General features: G+C 70.4%; 17 protein-coding genes. 3 read left to right on the top strand and 14 right to left on the bottom strand.

Annotated features, from left to right (window positions below):
* Positions 1-9 precede the first annotated feature (9 nt).
* The 7 genes from ACFC1W_RS10915 to lepA form a co-directional block, all read right to left on the bottom strand.
* On the bottom strand, positions 10-357 hold the full coding sequence (locus tag ACFC1W_RS10915; RefSeq protein ID WP_375992204.1) for an HIT domain-containing protein: 348 nt from the start codon (positions 355-357) through the stop codon (positions 10-12).
* 82 nt (positions 358-439) lie between these two features.
* Positions 440-1,174 carry a 16S rRNA (uracil(1498)-N(3))-methyltransferase gene (locus tag ACFC1W_RS10920; protein ID WP_375992206.1) on the bottom strand — a complete coding sequence of 245 codons (735 nt, stop codon included), beginning with the start codon at positions 1,172-1,174 and terminating at the stop codon, positions 440-442.
* Positions 1,175-1,177: 3 nt separating this feature from the next.
* Positions 1,178-2,293: a molecular chaperone DnaJ gene (gene dnaJ / locus ACFC1W_RS10925; RefSeq protein WP_375992209.1), complete on the bottom strand. Its 1,116-nt coding sequence runs from the start codon at positions 2,291-2,293 to the stop codon at positions 1,178-1,180.
* Positions 2,294-2,347: 54 nt separating this feature from the next.
* A complete protein-coding gene (hrcA, locus tag ACFC1W_RS10930) occupies positions 2,348-3,388 on the bottom strand; it encodes a heat-inducible transcriptional repressor HrcA (RefSeq protein WP_375992211.1) in 1,041 nt (346 codons plus the stop codon).
* A 96-nt stretch (positions 3,389-3,484) separates the two neighbouring features.
* Positions 3,485-4,702: a radical SAM family heme chaperone HemW gene (gene hemW, locus ACFC1W_RS10935; RefSeq protein ID WP_375992213.1), complete on the bottom strand. Its 1,218-nt coding sequence runs from the start codon at positions 4,700-4,702 to the stop codon at positions 3,485-3,487.
* Positions 4,703-4,709: 7 nt separating this feature from the next.
* Positions 4,710-5,360 carry a DUF1990 family protein gene (locus tag ACFC1W_RS10940; protein WP_375992215.1) on the bottom strand — a complete coding sequence of 217 codons (651 nt, stop codon included), beginning with the start codon at positions 5,358-5,360 and terminating at the stop codon, positions 4,710-4,712.
* A 10-nt stretch (positions 5,361-5,370) separates the two neighbouring features.
* Entirely contained in the window at positions 5,371-7,221 is a 1,851-nt protein-coding gene (lepA, locus tag ACFC1W_RS10945; RefSeq protein ID WP_375992218.1) for a translation elongation factor 4, read from the bottom strand.
* Between the two features lie 121 nt (positions 7,222-7,342).
* Between lepA and ACFC1W_RS10950 the strand changes: the two genes are divergently transcribed.
* Positions 7,343-8,062: an alpha/beta fold hydrolase gene (locus ACFC1W_RS10950; protein WP_375992221.1), complete on the top strand. Its 720-nt coding sequence runs from the start codon at positions 7,343-7,345 to the stop codon at positions 8,060-8,062.
* A gap of 113 nt (positions 8,063-8,175) precedes the next feature.
* Entirely contained in the window at positions 8,176-8,436 is a 261-nt protein-coding gene (rpsT, locus tag ACFC1W_RS10955; protein ID WP_375992224.1) for a 30S ribosomal protein S20, read from the top strand.
* A gap of 95 nt (positions 8,437-8,531) precedes the next feature.
* On the opposite strand, the gene holA is transcribed toward rpsT, so the two are convergent.
* Genes holA through ACFC1W_RS10970 form a run of 3 tightly spaced genes read right to left on the bottom strand, consistent with a single transcriptional unit; the run spans position 8,532 to position 12,534 of the window.
* Positions 8,532-9,569: a DNA polymerase III subunit delta gene (gene holA, locus ACFC1W_RS10960; protein WP_375992227.1), complete on the bottom strand. Its 1,038-nt coding sequence runs from the start codon at positions 9,567-9,569 to the stop codon at positions 8,532-8,534.
* A gap of 27 nt (positions 9,570-9,596) precedes the next feature.
* On the bottom strand, positions 9,597-11,933 hold the full coding sequence (locus ACFC1W_RS10965) for a ComEC/Rec2 family competence protein (RefSeq protein ID WP_375992230.1): 2,337 nt from the start codon (positions 11,931-11,933) through the stop codon (positions 9,597-9,599).
* A 1-nt stretch (position 11,934) separates the two neighbouring features.
* Positions 11,935-12,534 (bottom strand): ComEA family DNA-binding protein, encoded by a 600-nt coding sequence (locus ACFC1W_RS10970; RefSeq protein WP_375992233.1) that lies wholly within the window; start codon positions 12,532-12,534, stop codon positions 11,935-11,937.
* 171 nt (positions 12,535-12,705) lie between these two features.
* Between ACFC1W_RS10970 and ACFC1W_RS10975 the strand changes: the two genes are divergently transcribed.
* Positions 12,706-13,314 carry a recombinase family protein gene (locus ACFC1W_RS10975; protein ID WP_375992891.1) on the top strand — a complete coding sequence of 203 codons (609 nt, stop codon included), beginning with the start codon at positions 12,706-12,708 and terminating at the stop codon, positions 13,312-13,314.
* Positions 13,315-13,516: 202 nt separating this feature from the next.
* Here ACFC1W_RS10975 and ACFC1W_RS10980 read toward each other — a convergent pair whose 3' ends face one another.
* The 4 genes from ACFC1W_RS10980 to ACFC1W_RS10995 form a co-directional block, all read right to left on the bottom strand.
* On the bottom strand, positions 13,517-14,110 hold the full coding sequence (locus ACFC1W_RS10980; RefSeq protein WP_375992236.1) for a DUF305 domain-containing protein: 594 nt from the start codon (positions 14,108-14,110) through the stop codon (positions 13,517-13,519).
* Between the two features lie 53 nt (positions 14,111-14,163).
* On the bottom strand, positions 14,164-15,045 hold the full coding sequence (locus ACFC1W_RS10985) for a F510_1955 family glycosylhydrolase (RefSeq protein ID WP_375992237.1): 882 nt from the start codon (positions 15,043-15,045) through the stop codon (positions 14,164-14,166).
* Positions 15,046-15,115: 70 nt separating this feature from the next.
* Positions 15,116-15,727 carry a DUF305 domain-containing protein gene (locus ACFC1W_RS10990; RefSeq protein WP_375992239.1) on the bottom strand — a complete coding sequence of 204 codons (612 nt, stop codon included), beginning with the start codon at positions 15,725-15,727 and terminating at the stop codon, positions 15,116-15,118.
* Between the two features lie 97 nt (positions 15,728-15,824).
* Positions 15,825-16,262 (bottom strand): DUF6153 family protein, encoded by a 438-nt coding sequence (locus ACFC1W_RS10995; protein WP_375992242.1) that lies wholly within the window; start codon positions 16,260-16,262, stop codon positions 15,825-15,827.
* Positions 16,263-16,293: the final 31 nt, after the last annotated feature.

The following is a 16,293-nucleotide window of genomic DNA, read 5'->3' on the forward strand; positions in this document are numbered from 1 at the left end:
GGTTGTTCGTCAGGCACCAAGGCTCGCTTCCTCGAGTCCTCCGGCGAGCACGTGGGCGTGCACGTGGAAGACGGTCTGGCCCGCATTCGGACCGGTGTTGAAGATCAGACGGAAGTCGCCGTCGGCGTGCTCGGCCGCCAGGCTGTTGGCGAGGCCGACCATCTCGGCCATCAGCTCGGGGTCGCCCGCGGCGAGCTCGACGACGTTGCGGTACTCCTGTGTCTTGGGGATCACCAGAAGGTGCACCGGCGCCTTGGGCGCGATGTCGCGGATGGCGAACGTGTTCTCGGTCTCGGCGATGATCTCGGACGGGATCTCCCCGTTGCGGATGCGCGTGAAGATCGATGGCTCGCTCATCCCGCAAGTCTACCGACGAGGGTCCGGCGTGGGTCGGACGGGTCGAGGCAGCTTGGGCTGGTGTGGGCGGCGCGAAGTCCGCTCACCACCGGCCGAGCGAGGCGCTCACGACAGCCAGCGCCGCCGGGCCGGCCGTCGACGTGCGCAGCACGCTCTCGCCGAGGCGGACGAGCACGGCCCCCGAGGTTTCGAGGTCGGCGAGCTCATCCGGCGCAATGCCGCCCTCGGGGCCGACCACGAGCAGCACGTCCGATTCCTCGCCGGCGAGGTCGACGCCGGTGAGACGCGCGGTGCCGGTCGGTTCGAGGACGAGGGTGCGGGATGCCGCGGCCCGGCGCAGCAGCTCGCGGGTCGTCACCAGCGGCGAGACCTCGGGGATCCACGCGCGATGCGCCTGCTTGGCCGCCTCGCGCACGATCGTCGCCCAGCGGGCGCGGCCCTTCTCGGCCTTCGCGGCGTCCCATCGCGACACGCTGCGAGAGGCCTGCCAGGGCACGATCTCGTCGATCCCGAGTTCGGTCGCCGCCTGGACGGCGAGCTCGTCGCGGTCGCCCTTGGCGAGCGCCTGCACGAGCACGACGCGCGGACGTGGGGCCGCGGCATCCGTTCGCGATTCGATCCTCACCACGACCTCGCGCGGCGCGACCGACGCGCACCGGCCCGTCAGCCAGGCGCCGCGGCCGTCGCCGACCGTGACCTCCTCGCCGACGCGCACGCGCCGGACCGACGCGGCGTGGTGCGCCTCCGCACCCGTGAGCACCACGGTGTCGCCGGGACCGGCGCCGGTCGGCTCATCGAGAACGAAGTGCAGTACCACCCGTCAACCCCGGAACCGGTCGCGCAGCTTGGCGAACAGACCCTGGTGGAACTCGGACAGCCGGGGCGGCGGTGCCTTCGTGCGCTTGGCGAAGTCCTCGATGAGGGCGCGCTCCTTGCCGTCGAGGCGCGTCGGGGTGACCACGTGCACGCCGACTCGCAGGTCGCCGCGCTGGGTGCCGCGCAGCGGCGTGATGCCGCGGCCCTTGATCGTGAGCACGTCGCCGGCCTGCACGCCCGGGCGGATCTCGAGCTCGACCGGTCCGTCGAGCGACTGGATGGTCGTCGTCGTGCCGAGGATCGCGTCGGGCATCGACACCTCGAGCGTCGCCAGCAGGTCATCGCCGTCGCGACTGAAGACCTCGTGGGGCGTGACGTTCACCTCGATGTAGAGGTCGCCGTTGGGGCCGCCGGCGGGACCGACCTCGCCGGATCCGGGAAGCTGCAGCCGCAGGCCGGTCTCGACACCGGCGGGGATGTCGAGCGACACGGTGCGGCGCGCGCGCACGCGGCCCTGTCCCTGGCACGTCGCGCACGGGTACGGGATGGTCGTGCCGTAGCCCTGGCAGACGTTGCACGGCTGGTTGGTGAGCACGTTGCCGAGCAGGCTGCGCACCTGGCGCTGCACGTGGCCGGTGCCGTGGCAGATGTCGCACGTGACCGGCGTCGTGCCGGGCTGGCAGCACGAGCCCTGACACGTGTCGCACAGCACGGCCGTGTCGACCTCGATGTCACGGTGGACGCCGAAGACGACGTCGCCCAGCTCGAGGGTCACGCGCACGAGGGCGTCCTGGCCGCGCTCGCGCCGTGACCGCGGACGACCCGCACGCCCGCCGCCGCCACCGGCCGCGCCGAAGAACGTCTCGAAGATGTCGTTGAAGCCGCCGAACCCGCCGGCACCGCCGAACGGGCTGTCGGTGCCGCCCATGTCGTAGCGGGCGCGCTGATCGGGGTCGCTCAGCACGTCGTACGCGTGCGTGACGAGCTTGAACCGCTCGGATGCCTCTTCGCCCGGGTTGACGTCGGGGTGCAGCTCCCGCGCCAGGCGCCGGTACGCCTTCTTGATCTCGTCGAGGGATGCGTCCTTCGAGACGCCGAGGACCTCGTAGTGGTCAGCCACATTCGCCTTCCTGCCCGCGGAAGCCCGCGGGGATCGTTCGTGTGCGCGTCCGCGTCAGCGGCTGCTCTCGTCTTCCTCGAGCATCCGCGTGAGGTAGCGCGCGACGGCTCTGACCGCCGCGAGGTTGGTGGGGTAGTCCATGCGGGTCGGGCCCATGATTCCGACCCGGGCGCGCGATCCGGTCGCGTCGTAGTCGCTGGCGACGACCGAGGCCTCCGACAGCCCGAAGGGCTCGTTCTCGCGTCCGATGCTGGCGGCGAGACCCTTCTCGTCGGCGACCATCTCGCCCATCAGCCGCAGGATCGTGACCTGCTCCTCGATCGCCTCGAGGAGCGGGTAGATGCTGCCGCGGAAGTCGGCCTCGCGACGGGCCAGCGTCGCGCTGCCCGCCATGACCAGCTTGTCCTGGCGGAACTCGTCGAGCTCCTCGGCGACCACGCGCACGATCTCAGCCGTCGCCGCCTCGTGAGGCGCGGTCATGACCGCGGCGTTGTCGAGACGCTCGGCGATGCGGGTGAGTCCGTCGCGCACCGACCGGCCGACCAGCAGCGTGCCGAGCTCGGCGCGGATGCGCGCGAGGTCGGCCTCGTCGAACTCGTCGCGCACGAAGGCCATCCGCTGCGAGACGCGGCCGGTGTCGGTGACCACGATCACGAGCATCCGCCCGCCGCCGAGCTGCACGAGTTCGACGTGGGTCACGTTCGCGCGGGCGAACGACGGGTACTGCACGATCGCAACCTGACCGGTCAGCTGGGTGAGTGCGCGGACGGTGCGCGCCAGAACGTCGTCGAGGTCGCCCGGCCCCTCGAGGAACGAGGTGATCGCCGTGCGCTGCGCCGTGGAGAGCGGGCGCACGTCGGCGAGGTGGTCGACGAAGACGCGGTAGCCCTTGTCGGTGGGCACGCGACCCGACGACGTGTGCGGGGCCGCGATGAGCTCTTCGTCCTCGAGCAGGGCCATGTCGTTGCGGATGGTCGCCGCCGACACGCCGAACGCGTGCCGCTCGACGATCGCCTTGCTGCCGACCGGCTCGCGCGTGTCGACGTAGTCCTCGACGATCGCGCGCAGCACCTGGAGCCCTCGCTCGCTGACCATCCCGCCTCCTCACGCCGCTGCTGGCACTCGCATGACTGGAGTGCCAATTCTACCGGATGCCCCGACCCGCGGCCGGGAGCGTGACGGTCGTATCCGCTACTCGGTGAGGGCGCGCACGACGGCGTCGGCGAGCAGGCGGCCGCGCAATGTGAGCACGATCCGGCCGTGGAGCGCCGTGGGCCCGTCGACGAGCCCGTCCGCGATGAGCGCCGCGACCGCCCGGCGCCCCTCTCCGAGCAACTCCGAGACGGGCAGCCCCTCGCGGATGCGCGTGCGCAGCAGCACGTTCTCCAGCGTCCGCGCCTCCACATCGGGCACCTCGCGAGCGGCGGCCGGGGACTCCCCCGCCGCAAGGCGCTGCGCGTACGCGGCGGGGTGCTTGACGTTCCAGAACCGCACGCCGGCGATGTGACTGTGCGCACCGGGGCCGAAGCCCCACCAGTCGGTCCCCTGCCAGTACGCCAGGTTGTGCTGCGAGCGCTGGTGGACGCCGCGCGACCAGTTCGACACCTCGTACCAATCGAAGCCGGCCGCCGCGAGCAGCTCGTCGGCGAGCTCGTACATGTCCGCCTGAAGGTCGTCGTCGGGCGCAGGCACTTCGCCACGGCGGATCTGCCGGGCGAGCTTCGTGCCGTCCTCGATGATCAGCGCATACGCCGACACGTGGTCGGGCGCGAGGCCGATCGCGGTGTCGAGCGACGCACGCCAGTCGTCGAGCGACTCCCCCGGCGCACCGTAGATGAGGTCGATGCTCACATCGAGGCCGGCGGCGCGCGCTGCGGCGACCGCGGTGCGCACGTTCGCCGGATCATGGGTGCGGTCGAGCGCCGCGAGCACGTGGGGAACGGCCGACTGCATTCCGATGGAAAGACGCGTGACTCCGGATGCCGCGAGCTCGGCCGCGACCGCATCGGTGACCGTGTCGGGGTTGGCCTCGACCGTGACCTCGGCGCCCTCGGCGATGCCGAACGCCTCGCGCACGCCGTCGAGCATGCGGCCGAGGTCGCCGGGCGGGAGCAGTGTCGGGGTGCCGCCGCCGAAGAAGACCGTCGACGCGGGGCGCAGCGGTCCGGTGCGCTCCAGCACGCCGCGCGCCAGCGCGACCTCGCGCAGCAGGGTGTCGGCGTACTGATCCTGGCGTGCGCCGCGCAGCTCGTCGGACGTGTACGTGTTGAAGTCGCAGTAGCCGCAGCGCACGCGGCAGAACGGCACGTGCAGGTACACGCCGAACGGCGTCGTCGCGTCGATCGCCGTGCCCGGAGGGAACGAGCCGTCGGCGGGGACCGGCTCGCCGAGGGGAAGCGCGGAGCCCATCAGCAGCTCACGCGGGCGTCGTGTACAGCGGCGAGATCGCCCGCAGGTACCGCGTGAAGAGCTCGCGCCGGCGTCGGCGGATCAGGCCGGGCAGCAGCCGGTAGACGAACGACGACGGCGCATCGAAGGCGCGCACGGTGAACCACACCTCGTCGTTGTCGTGCCAGTCGAGCATGAACGACTCCTCGCCGCTCACGACGGAATCGCCGACCGTGCCGAGGGCGAAGCCGATGCGCCGCGGCTCTTCGACCGCGAAGATGACGCGCAGCTCGGCATCGGCCCGCAGCCCGCGCACGCGACCGTCCACGCGGATCGTCGTGCCCGCGCCGACGTACGGCGTGCCGTCGGCGTCGTAGCGGAGATCGGACTCGGAGCGGCTGGGTGCGATCGGGTTGCCCTCGCCGTCGAAGCTCACGCCGGAGTACATCGGGCCGGAGGCCGGACGCACGTCCTTCACGGTGAGCCCGGCACCGCGCTGCGCGGTCCACGACATCAGCGCCTCGCCGGCGCCCTGGAATCGCGCCTCACCGCTGCCGATGCGCCATGACTCCTCCGCGGGGATGCTCCGCTCCGGCGGGTAATGCATGAGGTCAGGCGCCTGCGTCGCCCCGACGGCGGCGTAGTCGACGGTGTCGTCCCGGAAGTTCCCTCGACGCATGACGACCAGCCTACTTCGCCGACTTCCCCTCGACGTCGCCCGAGAGCGCGGCGATGAACGCCTCCTGGGGGACCTCGACGCGACCGACCATCTTCATGCGCTTCTTGCCCTCTTTCTGCTTCTCGAGCAGCTTGCGCTTGCGCGTGATGTCACCGCCGTAGCACTTGGCGAGGACGTCCTTGCGCATGGCCCGGATGTTCTCACGGGCGATGATGCGGGCGCCGATGGCAGCCTGGATGGGCACCTCGAACTGCTGGCGCGGGATGAGCTTGCGCAACCGCTCGGTCATCATCGTGCCGTAGGCGTACGCCTTCTCGCGGTGCACGATCGAGCTGAATGCGTCGACCTTGTCGCCCTGCAGCAGGATGTCGACCTTCACGAGGTCGGCCTCCTGGCTGCCCGCCGGCTCGTAGTCGAGGCTCGCGTAGCCCTGGGTGCGGCTCTTCAGCTGGTCGAAGAAGTCGAAGACGATCTCGCCGAGCGGCATGTTGTAGCGCAGCTCGACGCGCTCCTCCGAGAAGTACTCCATGCCCAGCAGCTGGCCGCGCCGGCCCTGGCAGAGCTCCATCACCGTGCCGACGAAGTCCTTGGGCAGCAGGATGGCCGCCTTCACCATCGGCTCGCTCACCGAGGCGACGCGGCCGTCGGGGTACTCGCTGGGGTTGGTGACGACCACGGTCTCGCCGGTGTCGGTGAGCACCTCGTACACGACGCTGGGCGCCGTCGTGATGAGGTCGAGGCCGAACTCGCGCGAGAGGCGCTCGGTGATGATCTCGAGGTGCAGCAGGCCCAGGAACCCGCAGCGGAAGCCGAAGCCGAGCGCCACCGAGGTCTCGGGCTCGTACTGGAGCGAGGCATCCGAGAGCTTCAGCTTGTCGAGTGCCTCGCGAAGGTCGCCGTAGTCGCTGCCGTCGATCGGGTAGATGCCCGAGAAGACCATCGGCTTCGGGTCGGTGTATCCCGGCAGCGCGTCGGTCGCCGGCTTGCGGTGGGTCGTGATCGTGTCGCCGACCTTCGACTGGCGCACATCCTTCACACCGGTGATGAGGTAGCCCACCTCGCCGACGCCGAGGCCCTGGGTGGGCACCGGCTCCGGGCTCGAGACGCCGATCTCGAGCAGGTCGTGGGTCGCCGTCGTCGACATCATCTGGATGCGCTCGCGCGGGGAGAGCTTGCCGTCGACCATGCGGACGTAGGTCACGACGCCGCGGTAGGAGTCGTACACCGAATCGAAGATCATGGCTCGGGCCGGAGCATCCGCGTCGCCCTTCGGTGCCGGGATCTCGCCCACCAGGCGATCCAGCAGCTCCTCGACGCCCTGACCGGTCTTGCCGCTCACGCGCAGCACGTCGTCGGGCGAGCCGCCGATAAGGTTCGCGAGCTCCTTGGCGAAGCGGTCCGGATCCGCTGCGGGGAGGTCGATCTTGTTGAGTACCGGGATGATGTGCAGGTCGTTGTCGAGCGCCAGGTAGAGGTTGGCGAGCGTCTGGGCCTCGATGCCCTGAGCGGCGTCGACGAGCAGGATCGCGCCCTCGCAGGCGGCGAGCGAGCGGCTCACCTCGTAGGTGAAGTCGACGTGGCCGGGCGTGTCGATCATGTTGAGCGCGAAGGTGCCCTCGGCCGTCTGCCAGGGCATCCGCACCGCCTGCGACTTGATCGTGATGCCGCGCTCGCGCTCGATGTCCATGCGGTCGAGGTACTGCGCGCGCATGTCGCGGTCGGCGACGACGCCGGTGATCTGCAGCATCCGATCGGCCAGCGTCGACTTTCCGTGGTCGATGTGGGCGATGATGCAGAAGTTGCGGATCAGCTCGGGCGGGGTCGCGGACGGCTCGGGAGGCTTCAGGGCGCGCGGTGACATATCCCGTCGATTCTACGGGTGAGGGAAGGCCCCACCCTGCGCAGTCGCTGGATCCGTGCGGGTGGGCGACCGGGGGCGGCTGCGGGCGGCGACGAGCCGGCGCGATCGCTAGCCTGGGGCAATGGTCGTGCAAGTGGTGCTGGTGCACGGCATCCGCACGTCCGCGACCATGTGGCGCGCGCAGGTCGAGTACCTCGCAGAGCGCGGCAACCCGGTGACCCCGGTCGATCTGCCCGGTCACGGGTCGCGGATGTCGGAGGAGTTCACCCTCGAGGGCGCCCTCGCGACGATCGATGACGCAGTGCGGGATGCCGCGGCCCGCGGGCCGGTGCTGCTGGCGGGCCACTCGATGGGAGGCCTGATCTCGATCGAGTACGTCGGCCAGGAGGACACGCCGCCCGTCGCCGGCTTCATCGCCGCGTCGTGCACCGCGATCCCCCGCGGGGTCGGGCTCGCCACCTACCGGATGCTCGCCCGCGGGTTCGACTCGCTCCCCGACCGCGGCATGTGGCTCACCGACCGCATGCTCGACCGCATCCTGCCGCCGGAGACGCGCCACGACTTCGGCGCAGGGGGCTACGCCCTGGACGCGCAGGACGTCGCGCTGCGCAGCCTGTCGGTGCTCGACCTGCTCGCCGCGCTGCGGCGCATCGAGGTGCCGCTGTGGTTCGTCAACGGCCAGTACGACCAGCTCCGCGTCAACGAGCGGCTGTTCCTCGAGCTCGCGCCCCATGCCGAGCTGTTCGTCGTGCCGCGCACGACCCACCACGTCACGGTGATGCGCCCGCAGGTCTTCAACGCGCTCCTGAACCTGGCGATCACGACGCTCGAGCAGACCTGATAAACTCGGTGATTGGCTTGCGTGCGGGGTCCCACCTCCGCACGACGCCGCGAGCGGCCCCTCTACCCGTAACGCGGCAATTCCCATCCATCAGACACGAAAGACACTTCACCGTGGCGAACATCAAGTCGCAGATCAAGCGCAACAAGACCAACGAGAAGGCGCGCGAGCGCAACAAGGCCGTCAAGAGCGAGCTGAAGACCGAGGTGCGTCGCACCCGCGAAGCCATCGCCGCCGGCGACAAGGCCGCCGCCGAGAAGGCGCTGCAGAAGGCGACCAAGAAGCTCGACAAGGCCGTGAGCAAGGGCGTCATCCACGAGAACCAGGCCGCGAACCGCAAGTCGGCCATCGCGAAGCAGGTCGCCGCGCTCTGATCCTCACCGGATTCGATCGAAGGCCCGTCCCTCTGGGGGCGGGCCTTCGGCGTTGACGGGGTGCGACGGCGGGGCGTGACGGGTCGGGGTGCGGCCTACGCGCCGTAGGGCGCCCGCGTCGCGATGACCGTGATGAGGCGTTCGAGCGCGAAGACGGCATCGCGAGAGCCGCCCTTCACCTCGGCGTCGGCGCGCGCGGCTGCCTGGATGGCGCCGCCGAGCGACGCCTCGTTCCAGCCCGAGAGGTCGCGACGGGCGCGGTCGACCTGCCAGTCCTTGAGTCCGAGCCGGCCGGCGAGGGCGGCGGCGGGCTCACGGCTGCCGGCGACCCTGGCCATGGTGCGCAGCTTCAGCGCGATGGCCGCGACGAGCGGCACGGGGTCGGCCCCGGAGGCGAGAGCGTGGCGCAGGGCGATCAGCGCATCGCCGTAGCGGCCGGCGATCGCGGTGTCGGCGACGGTGAACGCCGAAGTCTCGACGCGGCCGCCGTAGTAGCGCTCGACGACCTGCTCGGTGATGTCGCCGGGCACGTCGGCGATGAGCTGCTGGCACGCGGCGGCGAGCTCGGTGACGTCGTCGGCGAACGCCGACACGAGCGCTCGGAGTGCGGGGGGCGCGATGCGCTTCTTCGCAGCCTGGAACTCGCCCGCAGCGAAGTCGAAGCGATCGGAGTCGCGCTTGATGGCCGGGCAGGCCACCTCGACTCCGCCGCCCTGGCCGGCGCGGATGGCGTCGAGCAGCTTCTTCCCGCGCACGCTCGCGCCGGTGTGCCGCAGGACCATCGTCGCGCCGTCCTGCGGCGCGGCGAGGTACGAGATCGCCTCGGCCAGGAACGTGTCGGAGCACTTCTCGACGCCGGTGACGCGCACCAGGCGCGGCTCGCCGAACAGAGACGGCGAGGTGACCCCGAGGAGCGAGCCGGCGGCGTAGTCGTCTGCGCGCAGGTCGGAGACCTCCAGACTCGGGTCTTCGGCACGGAGGTAGTCGCGGACTCCGGCGATCGCCCGCTCGGCGCAGACGTCTTCGGGGCCGGAGACGAGCACGATGGGCGCCGGCTGGGGTGCCCGCCATGAGAGCTGCGGGATCGCGCTGCGCGCTGCCTTCGAGGGGGCGCGTCGCGCAGTCGATGCCATTTCTCCAGCCTACCGAGCACCCCCGACTCAGCCGCCGCGCTCGCGCCACACCGAGACGGCGTCGCCGCTCCCCCACATCGCGACGATGCCGTCGACGTCCGTGCGGGCGATCCGCGCGCCGAGCCCCGTGAGCGCATCGAGGATCTCGGCGCGCGGATGACCGTAATCGTTGCCCGCGCCGACCGTGACGAAGGCGACGCTCGGCGCGGCAGCAGCGTAGAGCGCGGCATCCTGGTCCGCGCTGCCATGGTGGGCGACCTTGACGACGGCATAAGGCGGTTGCAGTGTTCCGGATGCCTCGAGCGCGCGCTGCGGCGACGCGGAGAGGTCACCCAGCAGCAGCGTCGGCGGGATCCCTCCCCCGCGCACGTCGAGCACGATGCTGGCGTCGTTCCCCGCGGGAAAGGCGCGACTCCGGGCGGTCGGCCAGAGCACGCGCCACCGCGCCTCCCCGAACGCGCCGCTCAGCCTGGCGCGTGCGGCGATCAGCTGCGCACCGCCTCGCTCGAGCTCCTCCAGCACGCGCCCGTCGTCGCCCGACGCTGTGGGGCCGTGGAGCACCGTTCCGACGCGCCCGACCACCGCGTCGACGCCTCCGGCGTGATCGAGGTCGAAGTGCGTCAGCACCAGGAGGTCGATGCGCCCCACCCCCGCGCGGTCGAGGCAGGCGATGAGCGACTCGGGTGCGGGGCCGGTGTCGACCAGCGCCACCGCGTCGCCCGAGCGCAGCAGGACCGCGTCGCCCTGCCCCACGTCGCACGCGAGGACCGTCCAGTCCTGCGGCAGAGTCCACCGGCCGGCCACCGAGGTGAGGAGTCCGGAACCGGCGAGGACGCCGGTCACGGTCGACAGGACGACGGCTGACAGAGCGACGGCGGCCCGTGCGCGGCGGCTGGAGCGCCGCACCGCGATCACGACTCCTGCGGCGAGCCCCACGACGGCCAGGGCGACCGCACCGGGCACGCCCTCGATCCACGGCAGCAGGTCGCCCGGCAGGTCGCTGAACGTCGTCGCCGTACCGGCGATCCACGCGGCCGGCACCCACGCGAGAGCGGCGAGACCGTCCTGCAGCCACGGCATCGGCGCCGTCAGGCAGGCCGCGAGTCCGAGGACGGTGGCGACGGGCGCGGCCGGCGCGGCGAGGAGGTTCGCGACGACGCCGTAGAGCGGCACCTGCGGCGCGATCAGCACCAGCAGCGGACCACACGCGAGCTGCGCCGCCAGCGGCACGGCGAGCGCGAGAGCCAGTGCACGTGGCAGCACCCGCTCCAGACCCCGCGCGAGTGGCCGCGCGAACAGCAGCAGCGAGCCGGTGGCCGCGGCGGAGAGCGCGAACCCGAGCGAGCCGGCCAGCCAGGGGTCAGCCACGAGCAGCACAGCGACCGCGAGCGACAGGATCGACATGCCGGCACCCGGCCGCCCGAGCAGCACGGCTGACATGGCGATCGCCGCCATGACCCCCGCGCGCACGACGCTCGGTTCGGGCGTCACGAGCACGACGAAGCCCGCCAGCGCGGCGAGTCCGGCGAACACCCGCAGGGCACGGGGAGCGCCGGCGGCCGCTGCGCCGAAGAACGCGAGCCCGACGACGAGCGCGCAGTTCGCCCCCGACACAGCGGTGAGGTGCGACAGCGAGGACTCTTTCATGGCCGTGTCGAGCTCGGCCGAGACGATCGACGTGTCGCCCACCGCCAGCCCGGGGACGAGCCCCGCCCCCTCGCCTGGCAGGTCGGCGACCGCCGCCAGCAGCCCCCGACGGAGCGCGGCCGTCACAGCCGCCGTCTGCTCCGGGGGGCGGATCACCTCGACACCGCGCGTGGCGCGCAGTTCCAGCACCGCACGATCGCCCGGTCTGCTGCCGCGCGCTGCGCCCCGCACCTCGACTTCGGAGCCGACGTCAAGCAGGGTGCGCGGATCCACGTCGCCCGGACTCACCCGCACTACGACATCGACCCGCACGGCGTGACGGACATCGCCTACGGCGATGCGCGTCGCAACAGCATCGAAAGCGAGGCTGCCGTCGACCCGGCGCTCGATCTTGCCGACGACGGTCGCGCGGACCTCGATCGCACGCCCGCCGTCTACGGCGAGCTCGGTCACGCCCGCCCGCGCGGGCTGCGCGAGCGCCACGTGCGACGCGACGGCTGCCGCGAGGGCGAGCGCGCACACGACGACCACGACGGCCTGTCGGAGCCGCGTGTCCGCAGGTCGCCGGACGACGTCCCATGCAAGCACGCCGAGCGCGGCTGCCCAGCAAGCGATAGCTACGCCTCCGGCTGCCGCAGGAAGGAACACGCATATGGATGCCGCGATCCAGGCCGCCGCGGCCACCGGGACGAGTCGGAGCGTCAGCCGGCGCGGCACGTCAGACCACCACGAGGTCGCGCAGCGCCTCGAGCATCTTGTCGCCGATGCCGGGCACGGCGAGCAGGTCTTCGACGGACGTGAAGCGCCCGTTCTGGTCCCGCCAGTCGATGATGCGCTGCGCCATCGCCTCGCCGATACGCGGAAGCGTGTCGAGCGCGGCGACGTCGGCTGTGTTGAGGTTGACCCGACCGTCGCCCGCCGGCGCCGCGGGGCCGCCGGCATCCGGAGTCTCCCCCTGCGCGGGGACATGGAGCTGCTCCCCGTCGGTCACCGGCCGGGCGAGGTTCACCGCGCTCTGGTCGGCGTCGGCCGCGAACCCGCCGGCTGCGGCCACCGCATCCACGACGCGCGCGCCCGCAGCGAGCACGTAGAGCCCGGGAGCCATGACCGCGCCCGACACATGCACATACTGCGAGGCCGGGGTCGCGGCATCCGACCCGCCTTCATCGATGACGACGTGCTCGACGGGCGCCGACGCGCCGCGCAGGATGCCGATCGCCACGGTCACCGCGAGAGCCGCGATGACCAGCACGACGGCCGCGCCCAGCCCGAGTCGCCGTCTCGACGACGCCGAGGACGGGTCGTCGGAGGCGGTCACCCGCCCACGCTAGGAGCGCACCTCTCAGCGGCGGCTCGGCCGAGTGGCAGCTGGGGAGAGCTTCGCGGCCGGGCCTGCCGTGGAGGAGCCGGTGGCGCAGGAAATCCACGCTCAACACTGCGAGGATGCATCCTGGTGCGCCCGCGCGCTGTGAGTAGCACGCTCGGCGGCATGAATGGAATACAGATTGGCTATGCCAGAGTCTCCACGGCCGATCAGGACCTCACGTCACAGCGGGATGCGCTGCTGCGCCTCGGGGTCCTCGATTCGAACATGTACGTCGATCACGGACTGACCGGCACCAACCGCGCGAGGCCCGGACTTCGAGAGGCCCTCGCCGCTGTCCGAGAAGGCGACACCCTCGTCGTCACCAAACTCGACCGGCTCGCCCGTTCCGTGCGTGACGCACGTGACATCGCCGACGAACTGACGACGAAGGGCGTCGCGCTCAGTCTCGGCGGCAGCAGGTACGACCCCACAGACCCGGTGGGGCGGCTGCTGTTCAACGTGCTCGCGATGGTGGCCGAATTCGAACGCGACCTGATCAGCATGCGTACGAAGGAAGGAATGGCGGTGGCCCGCGCAAAAGGTCACCTGAAGGGCAAGCAACCCAAGCTGTCGACCACGCAGCGAAAACTCCTGTTCGACGTGCAGGATCGTGGTGAATACACCCAAACGGAGATCGCCGAGTTGTTCAACGTGTCGCGCGCCACCATCTACCGCGAACTCAAGCGCCGGCGCGTGGCATTCCTCGCAACCTGCGAAGCGCACCTTTTCTGACGCCCGGCACCGCCGCGACCGCTCGCCGCACTCGTGCCGGCCCGCGTCCGCGGCGCGAACCGAGTGCGCCACACGCCGGCGAATTGCGAGCCGCTCCGACACAAAGCATCCCCTAGCGGGCAATGCACGCTGAGCGGAGGGCAGCGTGCATTCGCCTCGTCGCCGCTCGTCGAGTCTCAACGAGTCGTCTGGGGCAACGGCGTCATTCTGGCGGGCAGGTGCGATCCGCAGTGTCGTCGTAGGTGGGCACGGGGCGGTCTGCGGCCTGCTCGGCCGTCGCAGCAATGCCATTCTCTGCGATGTCGTTGATGAGCCAGTCCATCTCGTGGATCTCGCGCTTCTGCGCTTCGCTGATGTCGACGGCGAGTTGGCACACGCGATAGTCCTGGATCTGTGCACGCTCTGAGCGGGTGATGGCGAGCGAGTGGTGCGGGATCATTCCCTGCATGAAGGCGGTGTCGTCGACTGTGATCTGACTGCGGTCGAGGGCGATCCCTCCGCCGATGAGGACCACACCCGCAATGATGATCGCGATGTTCGCCTTGGTGTTCTTGTACATGTTGAGCATCCAGCCGAGCATGATGAGGACCATCGTGCCGCCCATCGTGAGGGCCATGAAGATGCGGCTTTCGCTGAGGCGGATGTGGCTCCATTCCCAGGAGCCGGCGAACATCACGAAGTACATGATGACGACAGCGGTGAGGATCATCGCGCCGAAGCGGATGTACATGCTGACGGACCCGTGCTTCTGCTGCTTTTCCTGGTGAGTGCCGGAGTGCTCGTCGTGGTGGGACATCGGTTGTCTCCTTGTTTCGTGGGGTGGCGAAGGATCGTGGGTGGTGGGGGCTGCTAGGGCGAAGGGGGTGATGGGAGCAGCGTGAGGCCGCTGTCGTCGACGACGAGCAGGTCGCCAGTGTTGGTGATGGCGATCGCTTGGGCTTGACCATGCACGGTTCCTGCTTCGCTCCAGGAGGGGGCTCCGGCGGTAGTCGTCCAGATCTTCCCGCCGCTGGCTACTCCGACGATTCGTTGATGATCCGGTGAGACGCCTAGCAGTGCGATGAGCGGCGTATCCGCCCACGGGCCGAACGATGCTGCGCCGTCAGTACTGACCTGTAGCCCGTCGGGTGTCGACGCGATGACTCTGCCGGTGGCGTCCGCGACCAGGTTGAAGGCAGGTATGGAGCCGCCCGTAGGTGTCCAGGTGTCTCCTTCGTCGGTGCTCACCAAGACATCCGAGGAGTCGGTGGGAACCCCGTACACCGTGCCGTCGGGGGCGGTCGCGAGGACGTGGAAGTCCTTCTCCCCCGTGAACGCGACCGGAGTCCAACTACGACCGGTGTCGGTGCTGCGGATGATGCCCAGGTGTGGGTCGCCGAGCCCGGGAGGGGTGGTGCGGCCAGGGTGTCCCGAGGCGAGCAGGATGTCGCCGACGGCGGTGAGGCCCATGGCGTCGAAGCGGGGACCGTCGACTCGGGGGCCGAGTTTGCCGTCGTCGGTTGCGGTGTAGATGCCGTCGTGCGTACCGATCAGGAACCCCGACCCGGACGGGTCGGCGACGACGTTATGCGCGTGTTCGATCGTGGACGCGGTGTGGTCGTCGCCGGTGGAGGGCGTTTGGGCAGCGCAACCGGCGATGAAGATGAGCGCGGCGAGCGCGCCCGCAGCGAGGATGCTGCGACGCGCATGGTGATGGCGCAGGGGCGATGTCAGAGTGCGATGAAGAAGCATATGGTGTTGCTTTCTGAGTCGATCGCGTGCGGTCGGCGCACTGCAACTGCACCGACCCGCACGCAACGGGTCAGAGGCTCCCGAGCAGCTCCTGCATGGTGGCGATCTCCGTGGTCTGCGTGTCGATGATGGTCTGCGCCATCGCGATCGCGTCCGGGTTCTGGCCGTTGTCGACTTCGTCGTGCGCCATGGTGATGGCGCCTTCGTGGTGCATCGTCATCTGCTCGAGGAACAGTCGCGACGCCTCCGCGCCGGTAGCCGCATCGAGGGTCGCCATGTCGTCGTCGCTCATCATGCCGCCGCCGTGGTCCATGCCGCCCACGGCGCCGGTGTCGCTGTCAGCGCCCCATTCGTCCAGCCACAAGTGCAGCTGGTCGATCTCGGGCTGCTGGGCAGCTTTGATCTCGGACGCCAGGGTAAGAACGGCCGGGTCGATGCCTTCCTTGTCCAGGATCATGTCGGACATCTCGACGGCCTGTTCGTGGTGCGGGATCATCATCTGCGCGAACATCACATCCGCGTCGTTGACGTCCGCTGTGCCCGCGGACGAGGAGGACGGGGCGGAGCTGTTGCCGTGGTCCATGCCGGGCATGGACTCTGAGCCGGTGCCGCCGGCGCAGCCGGCGAGGGTGAGGGCGGCAGCGAGGGTAATTGCGGCGGTTGCGGTGGTACGGATCTTCATCAGGGTTCTCCAATACAGGGGTACGTGAAAGCAGCGCCGGTCAGGGTGACGGGCGTGCGGGTGCGGGAGCCGGACACGAGGGTGCGGCTCGGGTGCATCACGTAAGGCTGAGGCAGAGAACGGTGAGTGAAGGTGGACGCAGGGCCGGCCTGGTGAGCAGTGCCGTCAGGACCGAGCGTTTCGGTCGCGGGAGGATCGACAACCACCGCACGACGGCGCCGGGCCGCATCAGCAGCAGCACGGTCGCCAACAGCGCCAGCACGCACGCCATCGCGAGCATGTCGGAGTGTCCGCTGCCGCACTCCGCGCACGGCTCGTCGGTGGCGGTGGTGCCGGAGTGGTGGTCACCGGCACCTGCAGCCGCTGACGCGGTGACGGTGGCCTGGTGACCGGTGTCGGTGGCGGTGTGGGCGTTGAGGGAGTGCATGGCCAGCAGACCCACGATGATCGCGCCGGTGACCGCGATGAGCAGCAGCAGCCTGCGGGCCACCGTCCGGCCGGTACGAAGCCGGTCCGTCAGTGCGATCAGCGACATGTCACCTCCCTCTCTTCCACGGTACGTCACA

The organism is Microbacterium sp. NPDC056003 (genome assembly GCF_042274785.1).
Lineage (GTDB): Bacteria > Actinomycetota > Actinomycetes > Actinomycetales > Microbacteriaceae > Microbacterium.